The 19,674-nt window shown below is 56.7% G+C and carries 23 protein-coding genes; 13 read left to right on the forward strand and 10 right to left on the reverse strand.

Annotated elements, in window-relative coordinates; translation table 11 throughout:
- The first annotated feature begins 140 nt into the window (after positions 1 to 140).
- The 4 genes from AABA21_RS35525 to lspA all read left to right on the forward strand — a co-directional run bounded on the left by AABA21_RS35525 (position 141) and on the right by lspA (position 3,385).
- A complete protein-coding gene (locus AABA21_RS35525; RefSeq protein ID WP_338257531.1) occupies positions 141 to 1,139 on the forward strand; it encodes a helix-turn-helix transcriptional regulator in 999 nt (332 codons plus the stop codon).
- A 256-nt stretch (positions 1,140 to 1,395) separates the two neighbouring features.
- Positions 1,396 to 1,917, forward strand: a complete 522-nt coding sequence (locus AABA21_RS35530; RefSeq protein ID WP_338257532.1) for a hypothetical protein — start codon at positions 1,396 to 1,398, stop codon at positions 1,915 to 1,917.
- Positions 1,884 to 2,690, forward strand: a complete 807-nt coding sequence (locus AABA21_RS35535) for a sensor histidine kinase (protein WP_338257533.1) — start codon at positions 1,884 to 1,886, stop codon at positions 2,688 to 2,690. Before AABA21_RS35530 ends, AABA21_RS35535 begins: the two co-directional genes overlap by 34 nt.
- A gap of 122 nt (positions 2,691 to 2,812) precedes the next feature.
- A complete protein-coding gene (gene lspA / locus AABA21_RS35540) occupies positions 2,813 to 3,385 on the forward strand; it encodes a signal peptidase II (protein ID WP_338257534.1) in 573 nt (190 codons plus the stop codon).
- 173 nt (positions 3,386 to 3,558) lie between these two features.
- Here the strand turns inward: lspA and AABA21_RS35545 are convergent, their stop codons facing one another.
- On the reverse strand, positions 3,559 to 3,840 hold the full coding sequence (locus AABA21_RS35545; RefSeq protein WP_338257535.1) for a hypothetical protein: 282 nt from the start codon (positions 3,838 to 3,840) through the stop codon (positions 3,559 to 3,561).
- A 208-nt stretch (positions 3,841 to 4,048) separates the two neighbouring features.
- Here AABA21_RS35545 and AABA21_RS35550 point away from each other — a divergent pair, with 208 nt between their 5' ends.
- Positions 4,049 to 4,186: a hypothetical protein gene (locus AABA21_RS35550; RefSeq protein WP_338257536.1), complete on the forward strand. Its 138-nt coding sequence runs from the start codon at positions 4,049 to 4,051 to the stop codon at positions 4,184 to 4,186.
- Positions 4,187 to 4,196: 10 nt separating this feature from the next.
- The gene (locus AABA21_RS35555; RefSeq protein WP_420917185.1) at positions 4,197 to 4,475 is read left to right on the forward strand and encodes a Rossmann-fold NAD(P)-binding domain-containing protein; all 279 of its coding nucleotides are present in this window, start codon (positions 4,197 to 4,199) and stop codon (positions 4,473 to 4,475) included.
- Here the strand turns inward: AABA21_RS35555 and AABA21_RS35560 are convergent.
- Complete coding sequence (locus tag AABA21_RS35560) at positions 4,472 to 4,756, reverse strand: hypothetical protein (RefSeq protein WP_338257537.1); 285 nt, start codon at positions 4,754 to 4,756, stop codon at positions 4,472 to 4,474. The genes AABA21_RS35555 and AABA21_RS35560 overlap by 4 nt on opposite strands.
- Before the next feature lie 279 nt (positions 4,757 to 5,035).
- Here AABA21_RS35560 and AABA21_RS35565 point away from each other — a divergent pair, with 279 nt between their 5' ends.
- Entirely contained in the window at positions 5,036 to 6,154 is a 1,119-nt protein-coding gene (locus AABA21_RS35565) for a DUF4037 domain-containing protein (RefSeq protein ID WP_338257538.1), read from the forward strand.
- Positions 6,155 to 6,436: 282 nt separating this feature from the next.
- Here AABA21_RS35565 and AABA21_RS35570 read toward each other — a convergent pair whose 3' ends face one another.
- Complete coding sequence (locus tag AABA21_RS35570; protein ID WP_338257540.1) at positions 6,437 to 7,240, reverse strand: SDR family NAD(P)-dependent oxidoreductase; 804 nt, start codon at positions 7,238 to 7,240, stop codon at positions 6,437 to 6,439.
- A 168-nt stretch (positions 7,241 to 7,408) separates the two neighbouring features.
- Here AABA21_RS35570 and AABA21_RS35575 point away from each other — a divergent pair, with 168 nt between their 5' ends.
- Positions 7,409 to 8,404, forward strand: a complete 996-nt coding sequence (locus tag AABA21_RS35575; RefSeq protein ID WP_338257541.1) for a helix-turn-helix transcriptional regulator — start codon at positions 7,409 to 7,411, stop codon at positions 8,402 to 8,404.
- A 369-nt stretch (positions 8,405 to 8,773) separates the two neighbouring features.
- Here the strand turns inward: AABA21_RS35575 and AABA21_RS35580 are convergent, their stop codons facing one another.
- Positions 8,774 to 9,307 carry a tetratricopeptide repeat protein gene (locus tag AABA21_RS35580; protein WP_338257542.1) on the reverse strand — a complete coding sequence of 178 codons (534 nt, stop codon included), beginning with the start codon at positions 9,305 to 9,307 and terminating at the stop codon, positions 8,774 to 8,776.
- A gap of 118 nt (positions 9,308 to 9,425) precedes the next feature.
- Here AABA21_RS35580 and AABA21_RS35585 point away from each other — a divergent pair, with 118 nt between their 5' ends.
- A complete protein-coding gene (locus AABA21_RS35585; RefSeq protein ID WP_338257543.1) occupies positions 9,426 to 10,565 on the forward strand; it encodes an RNA-guided endonuclease InsQ/TnpB family protein in 1,140 nt (379 codons plus the stop codon).
- Positions 10,566 to 11,158: 593 nt separating this feature from the next.
- Positions 11,159 to 12,022 (forward strand): TrmH family RNA methyltransferase, encoded by an 864-nt coding sequence (locus AABA21_RS35590; protein WP_338257544.1) that lies wholly within the window; start codon positions 11,159 to 11,161, stop codon positions 12,020 to 12,022.
- A 216-nt stretch (positions 12,023 to 12,238) separates the two neighbouring features.
- Here the strand turns inward: AABA21_RS35590 and AABA21_RS35595 are convergent, their stop codons facing one another.
- The 3 genes from AABA21_RS35595 to AABA21_RS35605 form a co-directional block, all read right to left on the reverse strand.
- Positions 12,239 to 12,640, reverse strand: a complete 402-nt coding sequence (locus AABA21_RS35595; RefSeq protein WP_338257545.1) for a VOC family protein — start codon at positions 12,638 to 12,640, stop codon at positions 12,239 to 12,241.
- Positions 12,637 to 12,927: an ArsR/SmtB family transcription factor gene (locus AABA21_RS35600; RefSeq protein ID WP_338257547.1), complete on the reverse strand. Its 291-nt coding sequence runs from the start codon at positions 12,925 to 12,927 to the stop codon at positions 12,637 to 12,639. Before AABA21_RS35600 ends, AABA21_RS35595 begins: the two co-directional genes overlap by 4 nt.
- Positions 12,928 to 13,110: 183 nt before the next feature.
- The gene (locus AABA21_RS35605; RefSeq protein ID WP_338257548.1) at positions 13,111 to 13,716 is read right to left on the reverse strand and encodes a dihydrofolate reductase family protein; all 606 of its coding nucleotides are present in this window, start codon (positions 13,714 to 13,716) and stop codon (positions 13,111 to 13,113) included.
- Positions 13,717 to 14,285: 569 nt separating this feature from the next.
- On the opposite strand from AABA21_RS35605, the gene AABA21_RS35610 reads away from it, so the two are divergent.
- Both AABA21_RS35610 and AABA21_RS35615 read left to right on the forward strand, forming a co-directional pair.
- Positions 14,286 to 15,032, forward strand: a complete 747-nt coding sequence (locus AABA21_RS35610) for a TetR/AcrR family transcriptional regulator (RefSeq protein ID WP_338257549.1) — start codon at positions 14,286 to 14,288, stop codon at positions 15,030 to 15,032.
- Between the two features lie 333 nt (positions 15,033 to 15,365).
- Positions 15,366 to 16,112: a ubiquinone/menaquinone biosynthesis methyltransferase gene (locus AABA21_RS35615; RefSeq protein WP_338257550.1), complete on the forward strand. Its 747-nt coding sequence runs from the start codon at positions 15,366 to 15,368 to the stop codon at positions 16,110 to 16,112.
- 24 nt (positions 16,113 to 16,136) lie between these two features.
- Here AABA21_RS35615 and AABA21_RS35620 read toward each other — a convergent pair whose 3' ends face one another.
- The 3 genes from AABA21_RS35620 to AABA21_RS35630 form a co-directional block, all read right to left on the reverse strand.
- Entirely contained in the window at positions 16,137 to 17,102 is a 966-nt protein-coding gene (locus AABA21_RS35620; RefSeq protein WP_338257552.1) for a sodium:calcium antiporter, read from the reverse strand.
- On the reverse strand, positions 17,102 to 17,707 hold the full coding sequence (locus tag AABA21_RS35625; protein WP_338257554.1) for a cation efflux transmembrane domain-containing protein: 606 nt from the start codon (positions 17,705 to 17,707) through the stop codon (positions 17,102 to 17,104). Before AABA21_RS35625 ends, AABA21_RS35620 begins: the two co-directional genes overlap by 1 nt.
- Positions 17,708 to 17,908: 201 nt before the next feature.
- Positions 17,909 to 18,880, reverse strand: a complete 972-nt coding sequence (locus AABA21_RS35630) for a helix-turn-helix transcriptional regulator (protein ID WP_338257555.1) — start codon at positions 18,878 to 18,880, stop codon at positions 17,909 to 17,911.
- Between the two features lie 148 nt (positions 18,881 to 19,028).
- Here AABA21_RS35630 and AABA21_RS35635 point away from each other — a divergent pair, with 148 nt between their 5' ends.
- Complete coding sequence (locus tag AABA21_RS35635; protein ID WP_338257556.1) at positions 19,029 to 19,673, forward strand: GyrI-like domain-containing protein; 645 nt, start codon at positions 19,029 to 19,031, stop codon at positions 19,671 to 19,673.
- Position 19,674: the final 1 nt, after the last annotated feature.

Here is a 19,674-nt window from a genome sequence, read left to right on the forward strand (position 1 = left end):
GCCTCTACTACACTAGACGAGCAGACGAAGAAGATGTAATCGTTCATATGTCCATTCTTGACGGGCTGGCATACATCCTATATCCTTGAAACGGTTGAGTTTGGCCCTCAAGTTATGAAGGATTCCTTATTGAAATTGAATTGAGAGGAAGGTGGAGCATGTATCATCCGACCAGTCGTGTGCTGGCGGTGCTTGAGCTGCTGCAGGCGCGGCCGTCGATCACGGGCCCGGAGCTGGCGGAGCGTTTAGAAATGGATGTGCGCACCATTCGGCGCTACATCATGCACCTGCAGGACGTGGGGATCCCGGTCGAATCGAACATCGGCCGCCACGGCGGCTACCGGCTGCGTCCCGGCTTTAAGCTGCCGCCGCTGCTCTTCACGGAGGAGGAGGCTACGGCCATTATGCTGGGCCTGCTCGGCACGTCCTGGCTGGAGATCGGTCAGTCGGCGGTGGCCGTGGAGGGGGCGCTGGCCAAGGTGTCGCGCGTGCTGCCGCTGCGGGCCCGCGACCGTCTGCAGGCCATTTCTTCCCACCTCTTCTTCTTCTCGCCGCAGCAGGATGGCCGCCCCGATGTGTCGCTGCTGATCACCCTGAGCGAGGCGGTGGGGCAGCGGCAGCGTGTATTGCTCGATTATCGCTCGCCGCGCGATCAGAATACCCGGCGCAAGGTTGAGCCCTATGGCATCGTGGGCTGGGACGGTCGCTGGTACCTGGTTGGTTACTGCTGCCTGCGCCAGGATATGCGCACCTTCCGGCTGGATCGCATTCAACGGGCCGAGCCGCTGGATGAGCCGTTTGAGCGCGAGGAGGAGTTTGACTGCCGGGCCTATGTGGAGAAGCAGTACGCCACCGATAGGTCAGCGCGCTACCGCATCCGGGTCGAGTTCCGGACCTCGCTCTACACGCTGCAGCAGCGTATCCCTTCGACCTATGGTACGTTGACGCCCACCGCCAATGGCGTGATGTTCGAGTGTCAGTACGACCATCTTGAAGGGCAGGCGCGCTACCTGATGTCGCTCAACCTGCCGTTTGTCATTCACGAGCCGCCCGAGCTGCGCGAGACCTTCAGGCAGCTGGCCGCTCAGATGCTCCAGGTCGCCGACGCCGCGCCACCATCTGAGGTAGGCCCAGAATAAGATCGTCGTCTGGCGACTTGATCGCTGGGGGTCCCGATCCTTTCTGCTCAATATGGTATACTTGCAATAACGTTTTGTGAGCCTCAAAGTATGAGGACCGGTGATGAGTCGAGTGTCAACACGCGAACCACCATTCCTCTCGCTGGCTTCATTTGTGCTTTGCCCCCACATACACGTGGAACGAGCTGTGTCTTGTTCCCATTTTGTGGGGATGCTTCTGTTCCTTCCTCGCCTCACCAAGAAAGCACCGCCAACCATGAATACTTCTGATGCTCAGTCCAGTGACGCTCGACCAGATCGATTGCTCACCACTCTTGAACGTCTCCTCGAGATTGAGGCGATCCAGGTGAAACCTGCCTTGCAACAAGCCGCACAACTCATCAGCGAAGCATTATCTGCGGAAAAAGTCGATGTGTTTTTTCATGAGCCTGCCACACATAGTCTGTTGGCTCTTGGTTCCAATGATTCCTCGATGAGCCGGCATCAAAAAGCTCTGGCACTGGATCGGCTCCAGATTGCGAACCGAGGTCGGATCGTGGAAGTTTTCTTAACGGGAGACTCCTTCTTGAGTGGACAGCTTGACCAGGACGAAGGAGAGCTGCGTGGCATGCGTATCCCAGAGCCAGAAGGTATGGGCATTGTGTCGCAGATCGCCGCCAGTATCTCGATGCAGGGAGAACGCCGTGGAGTGCTCATGGCAGCCTGTGGAATGCACATGTTCTTTACACAGCAGGATTTGCGTTTTTGGAAGCGGCTGCCCGTTGGATTGGGATCGTGATGCATCGAGCGGAACTCGTCGAACAACAAACACGAGAAGCGGCAGAGCAAGGCCGTAGGCTCGCGGCTGAAGAATTGCTCACCATCATGGCCCACGACCTGAGAAATTACCTCACCCCCCTCAGAGCCCGGCTCGATCTGCTCAAGCGTCGTGCCCAACGCAACGCCCGCTCGGAAGATCTGCGTGATGTCCAGGTGGCTATTACGACATTGACTCGTCTGGATCGCCTCATCGGCAGTTTACTAGATATCGCACGTATTGATCAGGGTCTTTTCGTGTTAAACCTGCAACCTCTGAATCTCATGGACCTGCTCGCTGAGATGATTCCTTCCTTCAGTACGGCGGAGAAACCGATCCAGGTAGCGGGGCCGGAGGAGGTGGTTCTTCTGGCTGACCCGGATCGACTTCGCCAGGTGATCGAGAATCTCCTCGCCAATGCCGTCAAACATGCCCTGAAGCGTACCCCGGTCCTGGTTCATGTCACCAGCGAACTGCATGATGATGGATCGTGGGTCCAGCTCTCGATTCATAACCAGGGACCTCCTATCCCGGCAGATCTGCTTGCCCACCTCTTCCAGCCCTTTGTGGCTGGTTCCAGTTCTCAAGGGTTAGGATTAGGGCTCTATCTCGCTCGCAGTATTGTGCAGGCTCATCAGGGGCACCTCACCGTAGTGTCAGAAGGAACCAGCGGAACTCAATTCACCCTTTCGTTCCCGATAGAACAGGAGCGAACTGGGAGCACAGGCTCTCTTGGCCCTCCTGAAGAAAGATAAGCAAGAGAGTCTCCGTAGCCTACCTCCATCTGACGCTCCCATTGATAGTGGTATGCCCTGATTGCATTTCAGCTGTGCCTGTGATAAAAGATAGATATATTGTAATTTACAGATGGAGCGCCATGAAGACTAAAAATGAACTGCTTTCCCACCTGATAGCACTGCTGAGCGCTGTCTGTGTGGTTATTCTTGATCAATGGAGCAAGAACCAGGTAGTGGAGCACCTGAGCCCGCCAGATAGTGGACGCAGCGTCTCGCTGCTGGGCGATTATTTGTCGCTTTACTATGTACGCAACTGGAACTCGGCCATGGGTCTGCTGACCAATCCTATGCTGCTGGCCGTGCTGATCGTAGTGGCGCTGGTGGTGCTGATCTCGTTCTACTGGCGTCTCTTCCGCCGTGGACCCCTGGTCTACAAGATCCTCTTCGGCCTGATCCTTGGAGGGGCGGCCGGCAACATCCTGGACCGCTTTATCCGTGGTGGCTATGTGGTCGATTTCATCTATTTTCGCATCCCCCAGATCGGCTTTCGCTTCTATATATTTAATATAGCCGATGCCGCGATCTCGGTTGGAGTCGCTCTCCTCTTTATCCTGCTGTTCTTCTCCGACTTCCGCCGCCCCCGGCGCGAAGAGCCCGATAACGAGCAGGCAGACGTCGAGCCATCACCCACCACCTCCGGCAAACTCTCATAATGAAACACGATCCCGTAGGTTCGGCCCTTGCGGCCGATTACCTCTACACGCACAACAATGCCCGCCGAAGGCGAGATGCGCTGAGCGGGCATCGCGTGTTTAAGATGTGTTTTCGCGCGTCGAGAGGAAATCGGCCGCAAGGGCCGAACCTACGGTGACGTTTTTTCGTGGGCCTAGAATCGTGCCTCGGCGGGGTGCCCGTGCCGTTCTTCGTGCTGGGAGGGTGGGAAGAGCATCAGGTCGTTTACGGCCTGGTACCACTGACCGATGACTCTTTTTTGCTCTCGGCCCAGCGACTCGCGTTGATTGAGGGCTGACCAGCTCGCGCCCAGTCCATCCTCATTCAGAAACTGGTTGATCTTCTGACCCATCATATCATCAAGTTCATGTATGCGAGCGGACAGCTCGTCGACTCGTGCCAGCGCTTCTTCATACGTTGGTGCTTTTTTTAGCATGATGCTCCTCGATTCGTTATATCAACTGGCCGGCATATCTACCACCGCGCCAGGATGTGATATGTTTCTCGCGGTGCTGCGTCTCTGGCTGGTTTGGCTGTGCGCCTTACCGCTGACAGGCATAACTCTGGCACGCACGCAACCGTGATTATATATGATACGCAGTAGTAGCTAGTTTTGAGTACAGCTTAGAAATGAGTAGAAGAGCATGAGTGAGAACAAGCCGAAGGTGGTGGTGACCCATCGTGTTCACGATGAGGTATTGCACCTGCTTGAGCAGACGCTGCACTTCTTTACCGCGCATACCCTGGCCCGGTTGCGTCCCGGCGCGCGGCTCCCTGGTTGACGAGCAGGCCGTGGCCGAAGCCCTGGCCGCTGGAAACCTGGGTGGCTATGCCGCCGACGTCTTCGAGCTGGAGGATTGGGCGCTGCCGCAGCGGCCCCGCGCCATCCCCCAATCCCTGCTGGACGATGTGTCCCACACCTTTTTCACCCCTCACCTCGGTACGGCCGTGGACGAGGTGCGCCTGGCCATCGAGCTGGAGGCCGCCCACAACATCCTGCAGGTCTTCCAGGGTCTCACCCCACAGGGGGCCGTCAATCATCCCTCATCTCGCGTGCCGCGCAGCGGCTAGAATCCGGCCACCGATGGCCGGATGTACCGCTCGGGCGCGGAGCCCGGCAGGAAGCGCAGCAGATCGTTGATGGCCGCGTTCCACTGGTTTATCAGTTTCTGCTGCTCCCTGACCAGGGCCTCGCGGCGGTTGAGGACCGCCCAGGTTCCCCACAGGCTCTCCTGATCCAGCATCTGATCGATCTTTTGCTCCATTATGGCATCGAGCTCACGTATCCGCTGCGTGAGCTCCTCTACGCGCGCCTGCGCCTCCTCATACGTGGCTGCTTCTCCCATCATCATCTCCTGAATGTATCATAGCAACCGGTTGACCGATTTTACATCTGCCGGCCGCTAATCGGATATCGACGCTCCTTGCTAGCTGTGCATTTCTTATAGTGATAAGATTTCCTGCTCGTCAGCGTATCGCGTAGGTTTATGGCTGTCAAACTCAAGCGAGCCCGGCCCATACGGCTTCGTGTTCTTTGTGTTCGCATATTGTGGATGATATTGCAATGTTGCATCCATTGCTTTAAGATGCTCTTGCTGTATTTATATAAACTCATGCAGGAGGGTTGTCACATGAAGGGTCTGGAGCTGGCTGAGAGCTTTTTCTTTCACGCGGTCTTGCCGATCATCGAGCGGAAGTTTCCGCCGCTGGACGATCGCTACGCGGCGGGACTGCTGGGCTATGGCTCGGATGTGCTGGGGCACGACGACGAGTGGTCGCGCGATCACGAATGGGGGCCGCGCTGCATCCTCTGGTTGGACGAGCGGGACTACGCGCGTTACGCGGAGCGGCTCAATATGACGCTCAATGAGCAGTTGCCCGCCTCTTTTCGGGGCTACGCGACCCGCTTCCGCTTCGATGAGGAGGCCGGCTGCCTGGTGCCCGCTCCCTCTGAGGAGGAAGGTTTTCACCATGTGGCCATCACCACCGTCACGCGCTACCTTAAGCTGCAGTATGGCTTGACCCATCTGGAGCTCACCCCGTTCGACTGGCTCTGCATCCCCGAGCAGAAGCTGCTGGAGCTGACCCGTGGCAGGATCTTCGTTGATCCGGTGGGCGACATCACGGCCGTGCGCGAGGAGTTCGCCTATCTGCCGGATGACGTCTGGCGCTACAAGCTGTCCTACGCCTGGGAGAAGATCAAGGATTACGACGTGGTCGGCCTGTGCGCGGCGCGCGGCGATACGCTATCGGCCAGGATAATGCTCTATAAAGTGGTCGAGCACGTGGTGCGCCTGACCTTCCTGCTCAACCGCGCCTACTGTCCCGGCACCATGAAGTGGTTCTCGCGCGAGTTCTATGCTCTGCCGCGCCTCGCCGGGGAGGTAGGGCCGCGCCTGGAATCCTGCCTGGTGCTCGACGACCTGGGGCAGTCCGTCCTTCTATTGGAAGAAGCCCTCTCGCTCTTATATGAAGAGCAGCGGCGCCTTGAGATCACGCGCCCCTGCCAGCTCCTGCCGCCCTCTGCATATAGCCGAGGACAGATGAGCGTTTCATTCGCGGATGTGCAGGCCGCCCTGCGTGATTCTTTGCCGGTCGAACTGCAGGACTGTGATACTCCGGGCGCCATCGATCAATGGGTCACCAACGACGACCTGCTCCTCTTCGCCGACAACTTCCGCAAGTTCAAGTATGTCTACCAGGACAACGAGAAGATCCCCCGCAACGACGTCGGCGACCTCCTGCTATAGGTGCCGGGCTTGCCCCCAATACCTTCAACTAAGAATATGCAGGAATAAAAAGAGAAGCAGTACGTGCGGGGCTTGCTCCCGCTTGCTTGCATCCCACAGGGAACGGTACCTTCAAAGTGACCAAGAGCGGTTGCATGCGATGCATCGCATCCTGTTGGTTGCTTTTTCGAGCGGCGAGCAAGCGAGGGCAAGCCCCGCACGTACTGTGGTCGTGTTTCTTTTTGCCTGTGCTAAAGTCGAAAGTATTGAGGCGAGCCCGTTCCTGCAGCTATCGTCGCGGGCTTAGATAACGGTGCGCACCGTGCCGCCGTCGACGCGGATCGTGGCGCCGCTCACGTAATCGGCGAGCGGGCTAGCCAGGTAGGCTACTGCCGCCGCGATCTCCTCTGGCCGACCGAGGCGACCCACGTCATTGGGAGCCATAGCAAGCGTATAGTTGTGTTCGATCTCCTCCAACGTTTCGCCCCAGCCATGAGACTGGCCCATATGGGTGAGCTGCGCCCGAATCGCCTCGTTTGCAAGGATCGCGCCGGGTGCCACGACGTTTGATGTTACGCCGGTCCCTTTCAGTTCACGTGCGAGGGACACCGCAAGGTTATGGCGGGCCGCCAACGATGCGTTGTAGTGCGGCATGATCGCGATCGGTTGCTGCGATAGGCCGCCTCCGATCTGGATAACTCGCCCCCAGTGTCGCTCACGCATTTGCGCTACAAGACGCTGAATCATTCGTACGCTAGAAATCACGTTGGTGTTGTATGTCTGAGCCCAGTCCACAGCCGTCGCCTCCGTCCATGAGAGGTAGCCGATGAAGCCAGCATTGTTGACCAGAATATCAATTGGCCCGCCAGCGAGCGCCGCGGCGGCGACCGCGTCAGCCCCGTCGTCGGTGGTGAGATCACCAAGAGCGACCTCGGCTCCCCCTCCTGTGGCGCGGATCGCCTCGGCGACCGCGCTGGCCCGGCCTTCATCGCGACCGTGTACCACGATCGTAGCGCCCTCCGCGGCCAGTAGCTTCGCGATCTCCTCGCCGATGCCGGAGCTCGATCCGGTCACTAATGCCCTCTTGCCCGCCAGTCTTAAATCCATGGTGTTTTACCTTGCCTTTCACTCGACTGCCTACGGGTACTTCACCCGTAGCGTTAAGAGTATGGTATACTGAAGAGAATCCTAGAACAAGATGAGCGATAATCATAGGAATCGTACTTCTTGTTTTAATTGTTGCTTTTTGCAGATACCAGGATGAAGGAGGTTAGCATGGTCGATCAGCGGCAGCAAAAATATCGCTTGCACGAGCTGGGAGATTTTCTGCGGACGCGCAGGGCCAGGCTGACGCCTGAAGAGGTGGGACTGCCGCGAGGAAGCAGGCGCAAAACGCCTGGACTCAGACGAGCGGAAGTGGCACAGATGGTTGGTGTAAGCGTGGATTGGTACACCTGGTTGGAGCAGGGACGTCCTATCACGCCATCAACGCAGGTCTTAGAACGCCTGGTGCAGGCGTTGCGCCTGGATGCCAATGAAAGAACCCATCTCTTCCTCCTGGCCCAGCAACAACCACCGCCGACGCTGTTATTGGAACCCGAGATCGTGAGTCCAGCGCTACAACGTTTCCTTGATCAGTTTGACTCTCGTCCAGCCTTTGTGTCTGGAAGACGTTGGGATATCCTGGCCTGGAACGATGCCGGGTGCGCGATCTTTGGCGATTACCGCCACAGGACCGCCCCCCGTGAACGCAATACCATCTGGAACGTCTTCACCAATCCACAGGCCCGGCAATTCATCGTCAACTGGGAAGAAGATGCGCGCCATCTCTTAGCACAATTCCGAAGCATGTGTGGTCGTTATCCTGGAGACGCCCAACTGACGGAGTTGATCCATGATCTCATGCTCGCCAGTCCTGAATTTCGCGCCTGGTGGCCTGATCATGAAGTCCGGAGTGGACAAGAAGGGCGGAAAGCGCTCAATCATCCACAGGTGGGGCTGCTCGTGTTTGAACGCCTCACCTTTCAGGTCTTTGATACGCCGGATCTCAAAATCACTGTGTATACGCCGCTGGAGGAAGCCGACACGCCTCGCAAACTGGAGCAGCTACTGGATCAGTGGCAGCAGCACGAAGGTTGGGGACCTCATACTCCGAAAGCAGGCTCCTATCCTTCACGGGCACAACTACTAGAAGAAGACACAGCTGGATTGTGGCTGGCGCAATGTGGCCAAAAGTGGAGGGCGCCTGGGCCGCCAATAGTGATGTCATGACCTCCTATGCAAACTGGTGCGCGGCACATGGCTACGAACCAAAGAAGGCGAAAAGCTTATCTCAGGCGCTGGCCGCGCATGGCCTGGAAGTCGGTGTCCGACAATGGATCTACACAAGTCCGGGAATGCGCACAAAAATACGTGGCGTGCGAGGTCTACGCGTGCACGATTGTTATCAGACATCGAATACCGCTGGGGACAGATTACCATGATCGCTCATCAGTCCCCAGGCGTAGATTATCTTATCAAGCACGTTCTTTCTCTTTTAGCGCTGCACTGAGATTTTTCTGGCCCCATCTGTCCCCAGATTGACACCCTCTCCCGGCTGAAGCACAGGGGTTTTCTCACGCTCGATCATATAAATATAGGCTATTCGAGCGCCTTCAACGCGGCGAGCGATTGCCGGGTAGCCTCGATGGCGTGTGGATCGCCTCTCTGCTGCCTCAGGTCTAATGCCTGTTCGAAGCAGGTGCGTGCCTGTAAGTTCATGCCCTGCTCGGCATAGCAGCTGCCCTGGTGCTGGAGGATGGCGTCCTCGTATTGCTCCTGGTGATAATCCCTGGCCTTCTGTAGCGCCTGCTGGAACAGATCCTGTGCCTCGTGACGCTGGCCGAGATACTGCTGTGCTGTAGCCAGGTGCAGAAGATTGACGACCTCCAGGCGCTGATCTCCCACCAGCCGCGCCAGCGCGAACGCCTGCCCCAGCAGCGGGGCGGCCTCTTTCTCCTCACCCAGCATGGTGAGACGGTGTCCGAGGCGGCTCAAGCACTCCAGCTGACGACGTTCATCACCATCAGTGCGTGCCTGCTCCAATTCCTCATAATCCTGTTCAATCTGCTGCCTCAGCGCAGCGCGATCCCCCGGCTGGAAGCGTTGAAAAAAAGTTGTCGCTTGTCGATCCATTTTTCTGCTCCTTCATCTCAAAATATGAAGACACATGTTCCGACCTGTTTGCTGCGTCACAGTAGCTCCCGCTCTCCTCGATCGTCGATTGCTCTTATTATGTGGTACACTATAGCACATGAACACCGTCAAAATCTACCGATTACAGCACTTGCCTGCAAAGCACTATCAGCGATTGCGTGCCGCACAGCAAGAAGCGGCGCTGGTCTGGAATGTGTGCGTTGCGCTGCATCTGCAAGCGCGTATGCAGCATACGAAGTGGCCCGGACGCGATGCGTTGCAGAAAGCCACCAAGGGACGCTTTGCCCTTCATAGCCAGTCGGTTCAGATGGTCACGCATGTCTTTCTTGCCAATGTAGAGACCACCCGGCAAATTCATCAGTCGCATCCCAAAATGCGAATGCGCTATCCCTACAAAGAAAAGCAGTTCTACCCTGTCTCCTGGCCTGCACAAGCGGTATCCAGAGAAGGAAAGCGCGTGGTGTTGCCCATGGGACGCGGGCGTGACTCGTTGGTGTTGCCAGTCGAACTGCCTGAACACAGTCGGTCGGTGATACTGGTGTGGAGCAGTGGCTATGAACTGCATGTGAGCGTCGAGGTTCCACAAACCGAAGAAGCTCCCGGGAATGGCCATGCTACGGTCGACCTTGGAGAGATTCATCTTGCGGCCGTCACGACCAATACGAGTGAGGCCATCATCGTCACCGGGCGCGGCATTCGCTCGCTCAAACGAGGGCGCACCAAAGCGTTGCGCACCATCAGCAAGAAGCAGGCCCGTTGCGCTAAACACTCCCGTAGTTGGAAGAAGTTGCAACGAGCAAAAAACAAGCAATCTCGACGAGCAGAGCGCCGCATTCGTGACCAGCGTCATCAAGCCACCCACAAAGTGATCGATTTCTGTGTTGAGCACCACGTTGGGACTCTCTTCATTGGCAACCCTCATGGGGTGCGCACGAAGAACCATGGACGCCACCACAACCAGCGTATGAGCTTGTGGGAGTACGGAAAAGATATCGACTATCTGACCCACAAAGCCAAACAGGCCCACATCGAGTGCTTCACTGGCTCCGAACGAGGAACAAGTAGCCAGTGTCCTGCATGTGGGCATAAACATAAGCCGAGAAACAGGCAGTGGATCTGTAAGGCCTGTGGGTTCTCTGGACACCGCGACCTTGTTGGTTCGATCAATATGCATGCTATCACCTTTGGTGAACGGGTACCCTTTCCTCGTTCGTGTACGTATCTCCGCCCTGCGTAAACAGGAACTGGAGTAGTAGGGCAGGCACGCCCCTTGGTTGTCTCAGTCAGTCTGGGCCTCACCCACACGTTGCAGACGTGGTCTCTTCGGAGGCAGGCTACCGCTCCGACGATGCTGAGAAGCCTGTCACCCTTTAGGGGACAGGAGTGTCACCGGAAAAGCAACACACATATAACACTACTGAAGTGGCGGAAAAACATTTAGAATTCGTTGGGATTGTTTGGCCTATTGACAGTAATGGTTCAGTATGGTACATTTGGATCATGAATACACTTTATTTGCGCATTGTACGGGCTAATGTCCCTGCCTCCTTGCGAGCCTGATTGCAGAGCTTACAAGGAGGCGTGATTCAATACGAAGAGTAAGTCCACCGATGTAGTCTGAACGCATCGGTGCGTGCTGCTTTACCTTTCTCCTTACCCTCCTCTTTTGTGTGCCTGGGCCAGGCTCACCACGTTCTGGCCACCTCTCCCATCTCATCCCATCCCCATTTTTATGTTGCGCGGCACACAGGGTCCCATTTTGCCAGGCAGAGGCTGGCCAGAATCTTTGACGTTGTCAACTCATTGCATTCTGGAAGGCTGGTTTATCTCATGGCAAAACAACATCCGCATTCTCTGACCGGACAGCGTGATCGCTCCGCACTCACGAACGATTCCGCCCTAATCATCACCAGTAGAAACAATCCAAAGATCAGAGAGCTGCGTGCCCTTCTGAAGCGCTCCGAGCGCGAGAGCAGCGGGCTGGCCCTGGTTGAGGGTCTGCACCTGGCGCTGGAGGCGCTGCGGCGACCGGGTCTGGTGCGTCAGCTGCTTGTTGCTCCCGAGGCGCTGAAGGGCCAGCGGGCCTGGGATCTGTTTGAGGACTATCGGCGGCGGGGCGGCTCCTGCCTGTATGTCAGCGTCGACGTGCTGGAGTCCTTCTCATTCAAGTTCGCGCACCAGGGGATCGCCGCCGTGGTTGAGCAGCGCTGGGAGTCTCTGGAGCAGGTGAAGCTGGCGCGGGGCGATTACTGGCTGGCTCTGGAGGCTATCCAGGATCCCGGCAACTTGGGCACGATCCTGCGCACCTGTGACGCCACCGGCTGCCGTGGTGTGCTGCTGCTGGATCATACGACCGATCCCTATGACCTGGCCGCCCTGCGTGCCAGCCGGGGCGCCATCTTCACCCGGCGGCTCGTCCGTGCCTCGTTCCAGACCTTTGTGGACTGGAAGCGGCGCCACGGCTACACCGTCATCGGCACCTCCGACGCGGCGTCCGCGCATTATAAGCTGATTAGCTATCCTGAAGCGGCCATCCTGCTCATGGGTAGCGAGCGCCATGGCCTCTCTGCCGAGCAGCAGGCGGCCTGCGACCTCGTCGTCAGCATCCCTATGCGCGGCAGCAGCGACTCCCTCAACGTCTCGATCGCCGCCGCCGTCGTCCTCTACGAGGTCATCCAGGGCGACATCTATTGACCTGAACACGATGAAGCTTCTGCTCATTGTGTTCAGCTTCCCCGGTGGGCTTTCATCCTTGCAGCGTAGCACGTAGTGGCTCTAACCATCTGGCAAATGCCTGGACGTAGAACGCCGTCCAGTGATCGTGCTCGGATGGATCACAGTCGAAGGAAGCCCACCATTCGACAAAGGCCCGGTCCCCATCGATGATCGGCGTTACCCGTAGGGTTACCTCTATTCTCCCTTCTTTAACTCGACGATTTGAATGAGATTGCCATTGGTATCGTCAAAGACGGCCGTCGCTGGTCCGCCCTGGCTTAACGGTTGTTGTGTAAATGTCACCCCTAGCTTCAGCAGGCGTTCATACTCGGCCTGGATATCATCGACCGCAAACGACGTAATGGGAATCCCATCTTCCGCTAATGCTTCGCGCAAGGCTTTCATGCCAGGATAGCTGGCATTTGGCTCCAGCAGGAGCTCGGCGCCATCAGGTTCTTCAGGAGAGACCACGGTAATAAAGCGCGCGCCAGGGCCCAATTCGATGTCTCTCTTCTTTTGAAAGCCCAGTATTTCGGTGTAGAAGGTAAGAGCCTGGTCGTAGTCAGCTATAGGGATGCTCGTGATGTAAATCCTCATGGTTCCTCCTCGTTTCTCTCCATCCAACGCCGCACAATGGCGTTTAATGGTTCCCTGTTGATGTAGTGGAACTTATATCGCCCCTGGCGTTTGATCGTCACCAGATTGGCGTCCTCCAGTAGCGCCAGGTGTTGCGATATAGCCTGCCTTGTTGATGCGATCTGGTGTCGCATCAGTAAGCGCGAACACAGCTCGAACAGTGTCTGCCCATCGCGTTCAGAAAGCTCATCAAGAATCTTTCTTCTGGTCGGGTCTGCCAGCGCTTTAAAAACTAAGTCCATATTCATAGTAAGACCATATGCAAGTGAACGCTTGCATATCAAGAGTATACTGGCGGGAAAAGAAAAAAACTTCTCGAATCTTGCTCTCTTGAAAACCTGCATTCCTGAAGTCGTTCAGAGAAAAGAAGCAGTACGTGCAGGGCAAGCCCTGCACGTACTGCTTCTTTTCTCTGAACGACTTCAGGAATGTTAGCTTTCTGACACCGTGCCGGTTGTAACCGCGCCGGCACGCTCGTAATTCACGATAATGATGCCATGTGGGGAGACCTGACTCTCCGTCACCTTGAACGACGCTGGAATGGTGCCATCGACAAACAAGCGTTTTCCACTGCCCAGCGTCAGTGGGTAGATCTTGAGCCAGAACTCATCGACCAGATCATGCTTCATCAGCGTCTGAACGAGATTTGCACTTCCGTACACGTGCAGATTCGGCCCTTCCTGCTGCTTGAGCTGGCTGATTTTTTCCGCAATGTCTCCACCTAAAAATACGGAGGGCTGCCATTCGCTAGAGGTCATGGTATTCGAGGCGACGTACTTGGTCGCTGACATGACGCCGGGCCATATATCCGCATGTTGCGGCCAGTAGGGCTCCCAGATTTCAAAGGTTTTGCGCCCCAGCAACAGATCAAACGGCATACTCATCTGCTTATGTATGACGGTTCCAGCAACATTGTCGTCATAGTGAGCTACCCAACCGCCATACGCGAAGCCGCCGCTGGTATCTTCCTCTGGCCCGCCTACGGCTTGTATGACGCCATCAAGGGTGATGAATTCGAGTACAATAACTTTTCTCATAGCGTTTCCTTTTTTTCTCTTCCTCTTGCATTCGGTATGACCGATGGAGAGCATCGATGTTCTTGCACATTGCACGTATATCTATTCTATAAAGGGGGCAAGAAAAAAAACTTCTTGGATCTTGCTCACATCTTCGCTCACCGATCAGTTGCCCGAGCGCGATGTCATACCGCTGGTACAGCGAAACTGGGAAGCGTGTCCATCGCGCCATTGTCTATGCCTACTGGTGAACACATTTTCCGCCGATCGAACGTCATTTGCTTTCGATATGACCCAGGTCTTTGAGATCTGAAAATGCAGCACATGTCTCAGAGCATGATTCCAGATGCAGCTTCCGGAACTTGACTCTCATGTAACATGAGACTGTATCCTTTCAAACGTATCCCATATCGGAAGCCAGCCCAACGCGAAAATGCTCCCTACGGGGACATTTCCGGGTTATGTTAGCTGTGGGAAACGCTTCGGCTGACCCTCACTAGAAATAAACGCGTTTATTTTTCCTTGACAATTTCCCCATACTGCTCTACACTTTAAGAAAGTAAACGCGTTTATTTCTAAAAGAAGAGAGCATGAGAAAACACGAGAGAGGTGAGATGACCGAAGAGTTGGACGGGAAGCTGACCCGCAAAGGCGAACTGGCGCGCCAGCGCATTCTGGAGAGCGCGTTGCGCCTGTTCAAGGGCAGGGGCTATGAAGAAACAACGATGCGCGAAATCGCGGCGGAGGCGGGATATTCGCCAGGGCTGACCTATCGCTACTTTGCGAGTAAAGAGGAACTGGTCCTGGTGCTGTATCAAAACTTGAACGAGCAACTCGACCAGTATATACACGAGCTTTCGCCTATTTCTCTGGCCGAGCGGTTTTATCAGACTCTCAGCCAACTGCTCACATTGCTCGCGCCCCATCGCGACGTATTCAGCGCACTGTTCAGCACCACGCTCAATCCACATTCCAAAGCGGGTGTGTTTGGCGCAAGCACTGCGGGAATACGCCAGCGAGCCAGGAAGAGCTATCTGAGAGTTATTCAGAGCGCGAAGGACGCGCCGCGCGAGGCTCTGCACGAAGATCTCGCCACTGTGCTCTATGGCGCTCACATGGCCCTGGTGCTTTTCTGGCTGATCGATCAGAGCAAAAACGCGGCGCGCACCCGGCTTTTGCTTAACCTTCTCCGCGATCTACTCAAGCTCGCACAACCTGTACTCTGGCTCCCGCCGGTGAGACAAATCCTGCTTCGGCTGGCTACAATCATTGGCCCGTTGCTTGGTGATGAACGCTATGAGGACAAGGATCACTCGGGCAAGGAGGTTTCGTTGTAATACCCAATCTGGATAGCATCTTCTACGCTGCATAAGTTCAGTGTACCTGCCTGATTCTACTTTATTGGAACTTCCAGGCGTACGATGATCAGGCGTAGGTTGCCCCCAGAGATTATAAGTAGCACTACCGCTCATTCCATCATGCGCATGTCATGCTATCTACTTGCATTTGTTCATATGTATGTTGGTGCATCGCGTGCGCGATGCACCAACATACATATGAACAAATGCGGACGTGCGTGCGGGGACGCTCACGTGCCCTCAGGGTGACGGGAATAAGACCCATTCTTGAGCCTGATATTTGATAGAACCAGGGAAGGAAAATATGCGATCATGATGAAGACAGAAGGAGTTGAGGTGGGCGTCAGCAAGCAGGTTTTGCCTCTGGGTAATCCTTTTCGCTCTATTGCGGGGATTTATGACGCGATGAGTATATTGATAAGTTTTGGTCTGATTGGTATGTGGCGCAAGCGTGTAGCGCGGATGCTGGCTGTGGGGACTGGGGAAGTTGCTCTGGATTTGGGAACCGGTACAGCGGATTTTGCCATCGAGCTCACGCGCGTCTCCGCTGTCGGGGCACGCATCATTGGGATTGATCTCACGCCAGAGATGCTCGTACAGGCACGGCGGAAAGTGTACTTGCAGGGGCTTGGGACGCGGATCGAACTGCGTGTAGGCAATGGAGAGCAGCTCGATCTGCCTGACAACAGCGTGGATCTCTGCTGTTCTTCGTTTCTCGTACGTACCCTGACTGATCTGGAGCAGGGATTACAGGAGATGTGGCGAGTTGTGCGTCCTGGCGGTCGGCTCGTCTGCCTGGAGGTCAGCCACCCGCCCCAACCCATCTTGCGCGCGCTCTTCCATGGCTACTTCTACAACTGTGCGCCTCTCTTTGGTGCCTTGCTCGGCCAGAATCTCAGCGCCTACCAGTACTTCCCCCAATCTCTGCGCGCCTTTCCCGACGCTCCCCAACTCAAGGCGCTCATGGAGAAATATGGCTGGAAGGATGTCCGTTTTCACTATCTGACTGGCGGTGTCGTAGCTCTGCATATTGCTACGAAAAAGGGTAGCGCTACATAAGCTGTCGTGTCTGGTGGAAATGTACTAGGCCAGCACGACGATGATCAGGTAGAGGATATAAACGGCAACGAGCAGGCTCCCCACCAGGCGCGTGATCTTTCCGTACCAGACACATGCCAGCAGTGCCAGGTGGGCTACGATCATGATGGGCAGGGCGATCAGGCGGATCGGTGCGTCCACGGGCAGTGGGTGGATGGCGGCCGCCAGTCCAAGGGTGACGAGCAGGTTGTAGGCGAAAGAGCCGAGGATGCCCCCGATCAGGATGTCGGATTGCCGCTTGCGCGCGCTGCTTATCCCTAATGCGATCATCTCTGCACCGGTGCCGAGCGAGACGATGGTAGCCCCGATTACTCCCTGGCCCAGTCCGGCGATGCTGGCGAGGCGCAAAGCTCCCTCTACCATTGCGGGACCACCGATGGCCATCGCCGCCAGTCCGCCAATGGTAAGCAGCAGCGGCTTCCAGCGCAGGCGTCGATCTCCGGGTAGCTCTTGCTCATCGTCGTCGTCGTCATCATCGTCATGTTCGCCCATACGTTCGATCGCCGCTCGATCGGTGCGAAATAAGAAGATGGTATAGCCAGCAAAGATGATGAGCAGGCAGATCCCTGCCAGCCGGGTTGCCATACCGGACACGAGCAAGATGATGGGGATGATCGATACCACTGTGGCAATGAGGGCCTGCCGCCGTACACTGCGGTGAATGGACAGGGGCAGGATGAGGGCGCTGAGGCCCAGAGCGATCGTGGTAATGGTCACGTTGGTGCCGACGACATTGCCCACCGCGAGGGAGGGCGCGCCACGCGCGGACGCGATGGCGGCTGTCAGCATCTCCTCCGGCTCCAGTCCAGCCAGCAGCACTCCGATGACCAGCGCGCTGATCCCGAGCATCCGGGCCAGGTCGTTTGCACCGTCCATGAACCAATCGGCTCCTCTCAGCAGCAGGACCGTTCCGAGGAGCAGCAGCCCGAGGGCGAAAATAATCGGCAGCATCAGGCTTCCTCTTTCCGCGCAAGGGAAGCGCTCTCATGCAAGGCATGCAGTGCTTCCCTGATTCCGTAGTACACAATGACGAGCGATGCCAGAGGATCGGCCCACCACCAGCCAAAGAGCGCGTTGAGTACCAATCCCAGCAAGACCGCTCCGGCCAGGTAGGCATCGACCAGGGTGACGCGCCCTTCTGTCAGCAGGACCTCGTTCTGCAATTGGCGTCCGGTGAGCCGCTTGCCAAGGGCGAGCAACAGCATGGCGATGAAGGTGGCCGCGATCCAGGCGATCCCTCCGACTGAGGTGGAGGGATGTGTTCCGGTCAGGAGCGTGATCAGCAATTGCGCTATGATGTAGATGACGAGGGCGATGAAGGCGCTGCCGATCAGGCGCAGAGCCAGGTGTTCGCGCTGTTGATTGATGCCCCTGAGTTGCCAGACGACGACAACCGAGGCGAATATCTCGATCAGCGAGTCCAGCCCGAAGCCCGCCAGGGCGACCGAGCGAGCCGAGATGGCGGCGATGATGACGATGACGACACCAACGACGTTCCAGCCAAGGGTCAGATATTCAAGCCATAATCCTCGCTTGATAAGTGTAGCAGTATTCAAATAGTGTCTCCAGTCTCTATGATGGATGGGGCGAGCATGGTCGCTTGCGGATGATAGTCAGATTATTGATGGTATCCCATCCTTTGTTTTGCATGAATGTATCCGAAAAAGAAGGCTGCCGTCAAGCCCGCTGTTGAAGAACGAGAAAGGCATGCAGCTCTATGCGTAGCGTTTCTGCGCCATCGGCTTCATCGTCAGCGGTCACAAACCATCATAGAGGGCTGTGATCTGTCGGGCCTGCGCGCGAATGGATTCGCGCAGCTCCAGCGGCTCCAGAACTTCCAGCAGATTTCCCATGCCCAGGGCAATCGCCTGGGCGTGGCGTAGCGAGCTAAATGTCATCGCGATGTGATGCCATCCCTGCTCATCGGGGATCGGTTCTTCTCTCATCGAGAGCCGTACCGTTTCATCTACGCTCTCGAAGAGTTGCTGACTGCCTGCTGGCGACAGGCGCAGGCGCACAACATAGGGGGTATAGCCAGCCTCAAGGCTACGCTGCCATGTTTCCCAGTATGCCCGCACATCGAAGTCGCGCGGGCGCTGACTCCCTTCCGTTAGCAGCGTTACGGCGCGCACCCGCGAAACGCGGAAGAGCCGCACCTGACCCTCAACGGCGCCAACCAGATACCAGGCGGTGGATTTGGCCACCAACCCGTAGGGATCAATGATGCGCCGGCGCACCTGCCCATCGTGACGGCAGTAGTCCACTTCGACTTTCTGACCCAGCCAGAGCGCCTCGTTCAGCAGGGATAGAAACGGGACCGGTTCGTTTGTCCACAGCCAGCCGGTGGAATCCAGGTGGATCGAGCGCTTGACGGTATCCATATCGCCATGCCAGTGCGGCGAGAGCGCGGCTTCAAGTTTGAGCAACGCCGCCTCCAGCGCCGATCCTAACCCCAGGTCGTGCAGCGGTCCAGGTGATTGCGATGGCGCCAGCGCGCGTACCTCGGACTTTGTGAGCCCCGTCAGGCGCGTCTGATACTCTTCGATGAGCGAGTATCCTCCTCCCGTCCCGGCCTCCGCGTAGACCGGGATGCCCGCCTGGCCGAGCGCCTGCAGGTCTCGATAAATGGTCCGTTCCGCGACCTCCAGCCGTTCCGCCAGTTCGCGGGCCGTCATGCGCCCCCGTGCCTGCAGCAGCAATAAAATGGTCAGCAAACGATCAGCTCGCATCTCTTATCCCCCTCTGATTGCTCCAGATTTCCATCCAGTCTACCATTCCTTCCACTCCCTGACAAAAGATGTCAGTGAGCATCAGTTATCCTATGAGAGTTGAGTCGTTGCCCCTCTGGGGTGCAGCTACATAGTAGAGTAGGAATATATGAGTACAAACATGAAGCTAACCAGGCTGGATCTAAAAAAGGATTTGAAGCACCTCTATACCCCTCCTGTACGCGAAGTTGAGGTCGTGGAGGTGCCCGCGATGCAGTTTCTGATGCTGGATGGGATGGGCGATCCCAATACGGCACAGGAATACAAGGATGCCGTCGAGGCGCTGTATACGGTCGCCTATAGCGCGAAATTCTTGCTCAAGAAAGAGGCGGCGCTTGACTATCCCGTGATGCCGCTTGAGGGACTCTGGTGGGCCGATGGTGGCCGCGAGGCGCCCCGCGAGCACTGGCAATGGACTTTGATGATCATGCAGCCCGATTGCGTGACGGCGGCCTGCTTCGCGCAAGCACTTGGACAGGCGCGGCGCAAGAAGCCGGGCCTGCGCGCTCTAGAGAAGGTACGCCTGGAACTTTTCCCCGAGGGCAGGGCGGCCCAGGTCATGCACGTCGGCCCCTTCGCGGACGAAGGGTCAACGCTTGAGAAGCTCGACCGCTTCTTCACGGAGCACGGCCACGCCTTTCGCGGCAAACATCACGAGATCTATCTCAACGATCTACGCCGAATCGCCCCCCGACAAGATGCGTACCGTGCTCCGCCATCCCATTGCATAAGAACCATGCCGGTTTTTAAGTAAT

Source organism: Dictyobacter halimunensis (genome assembly GCF_036245075.1).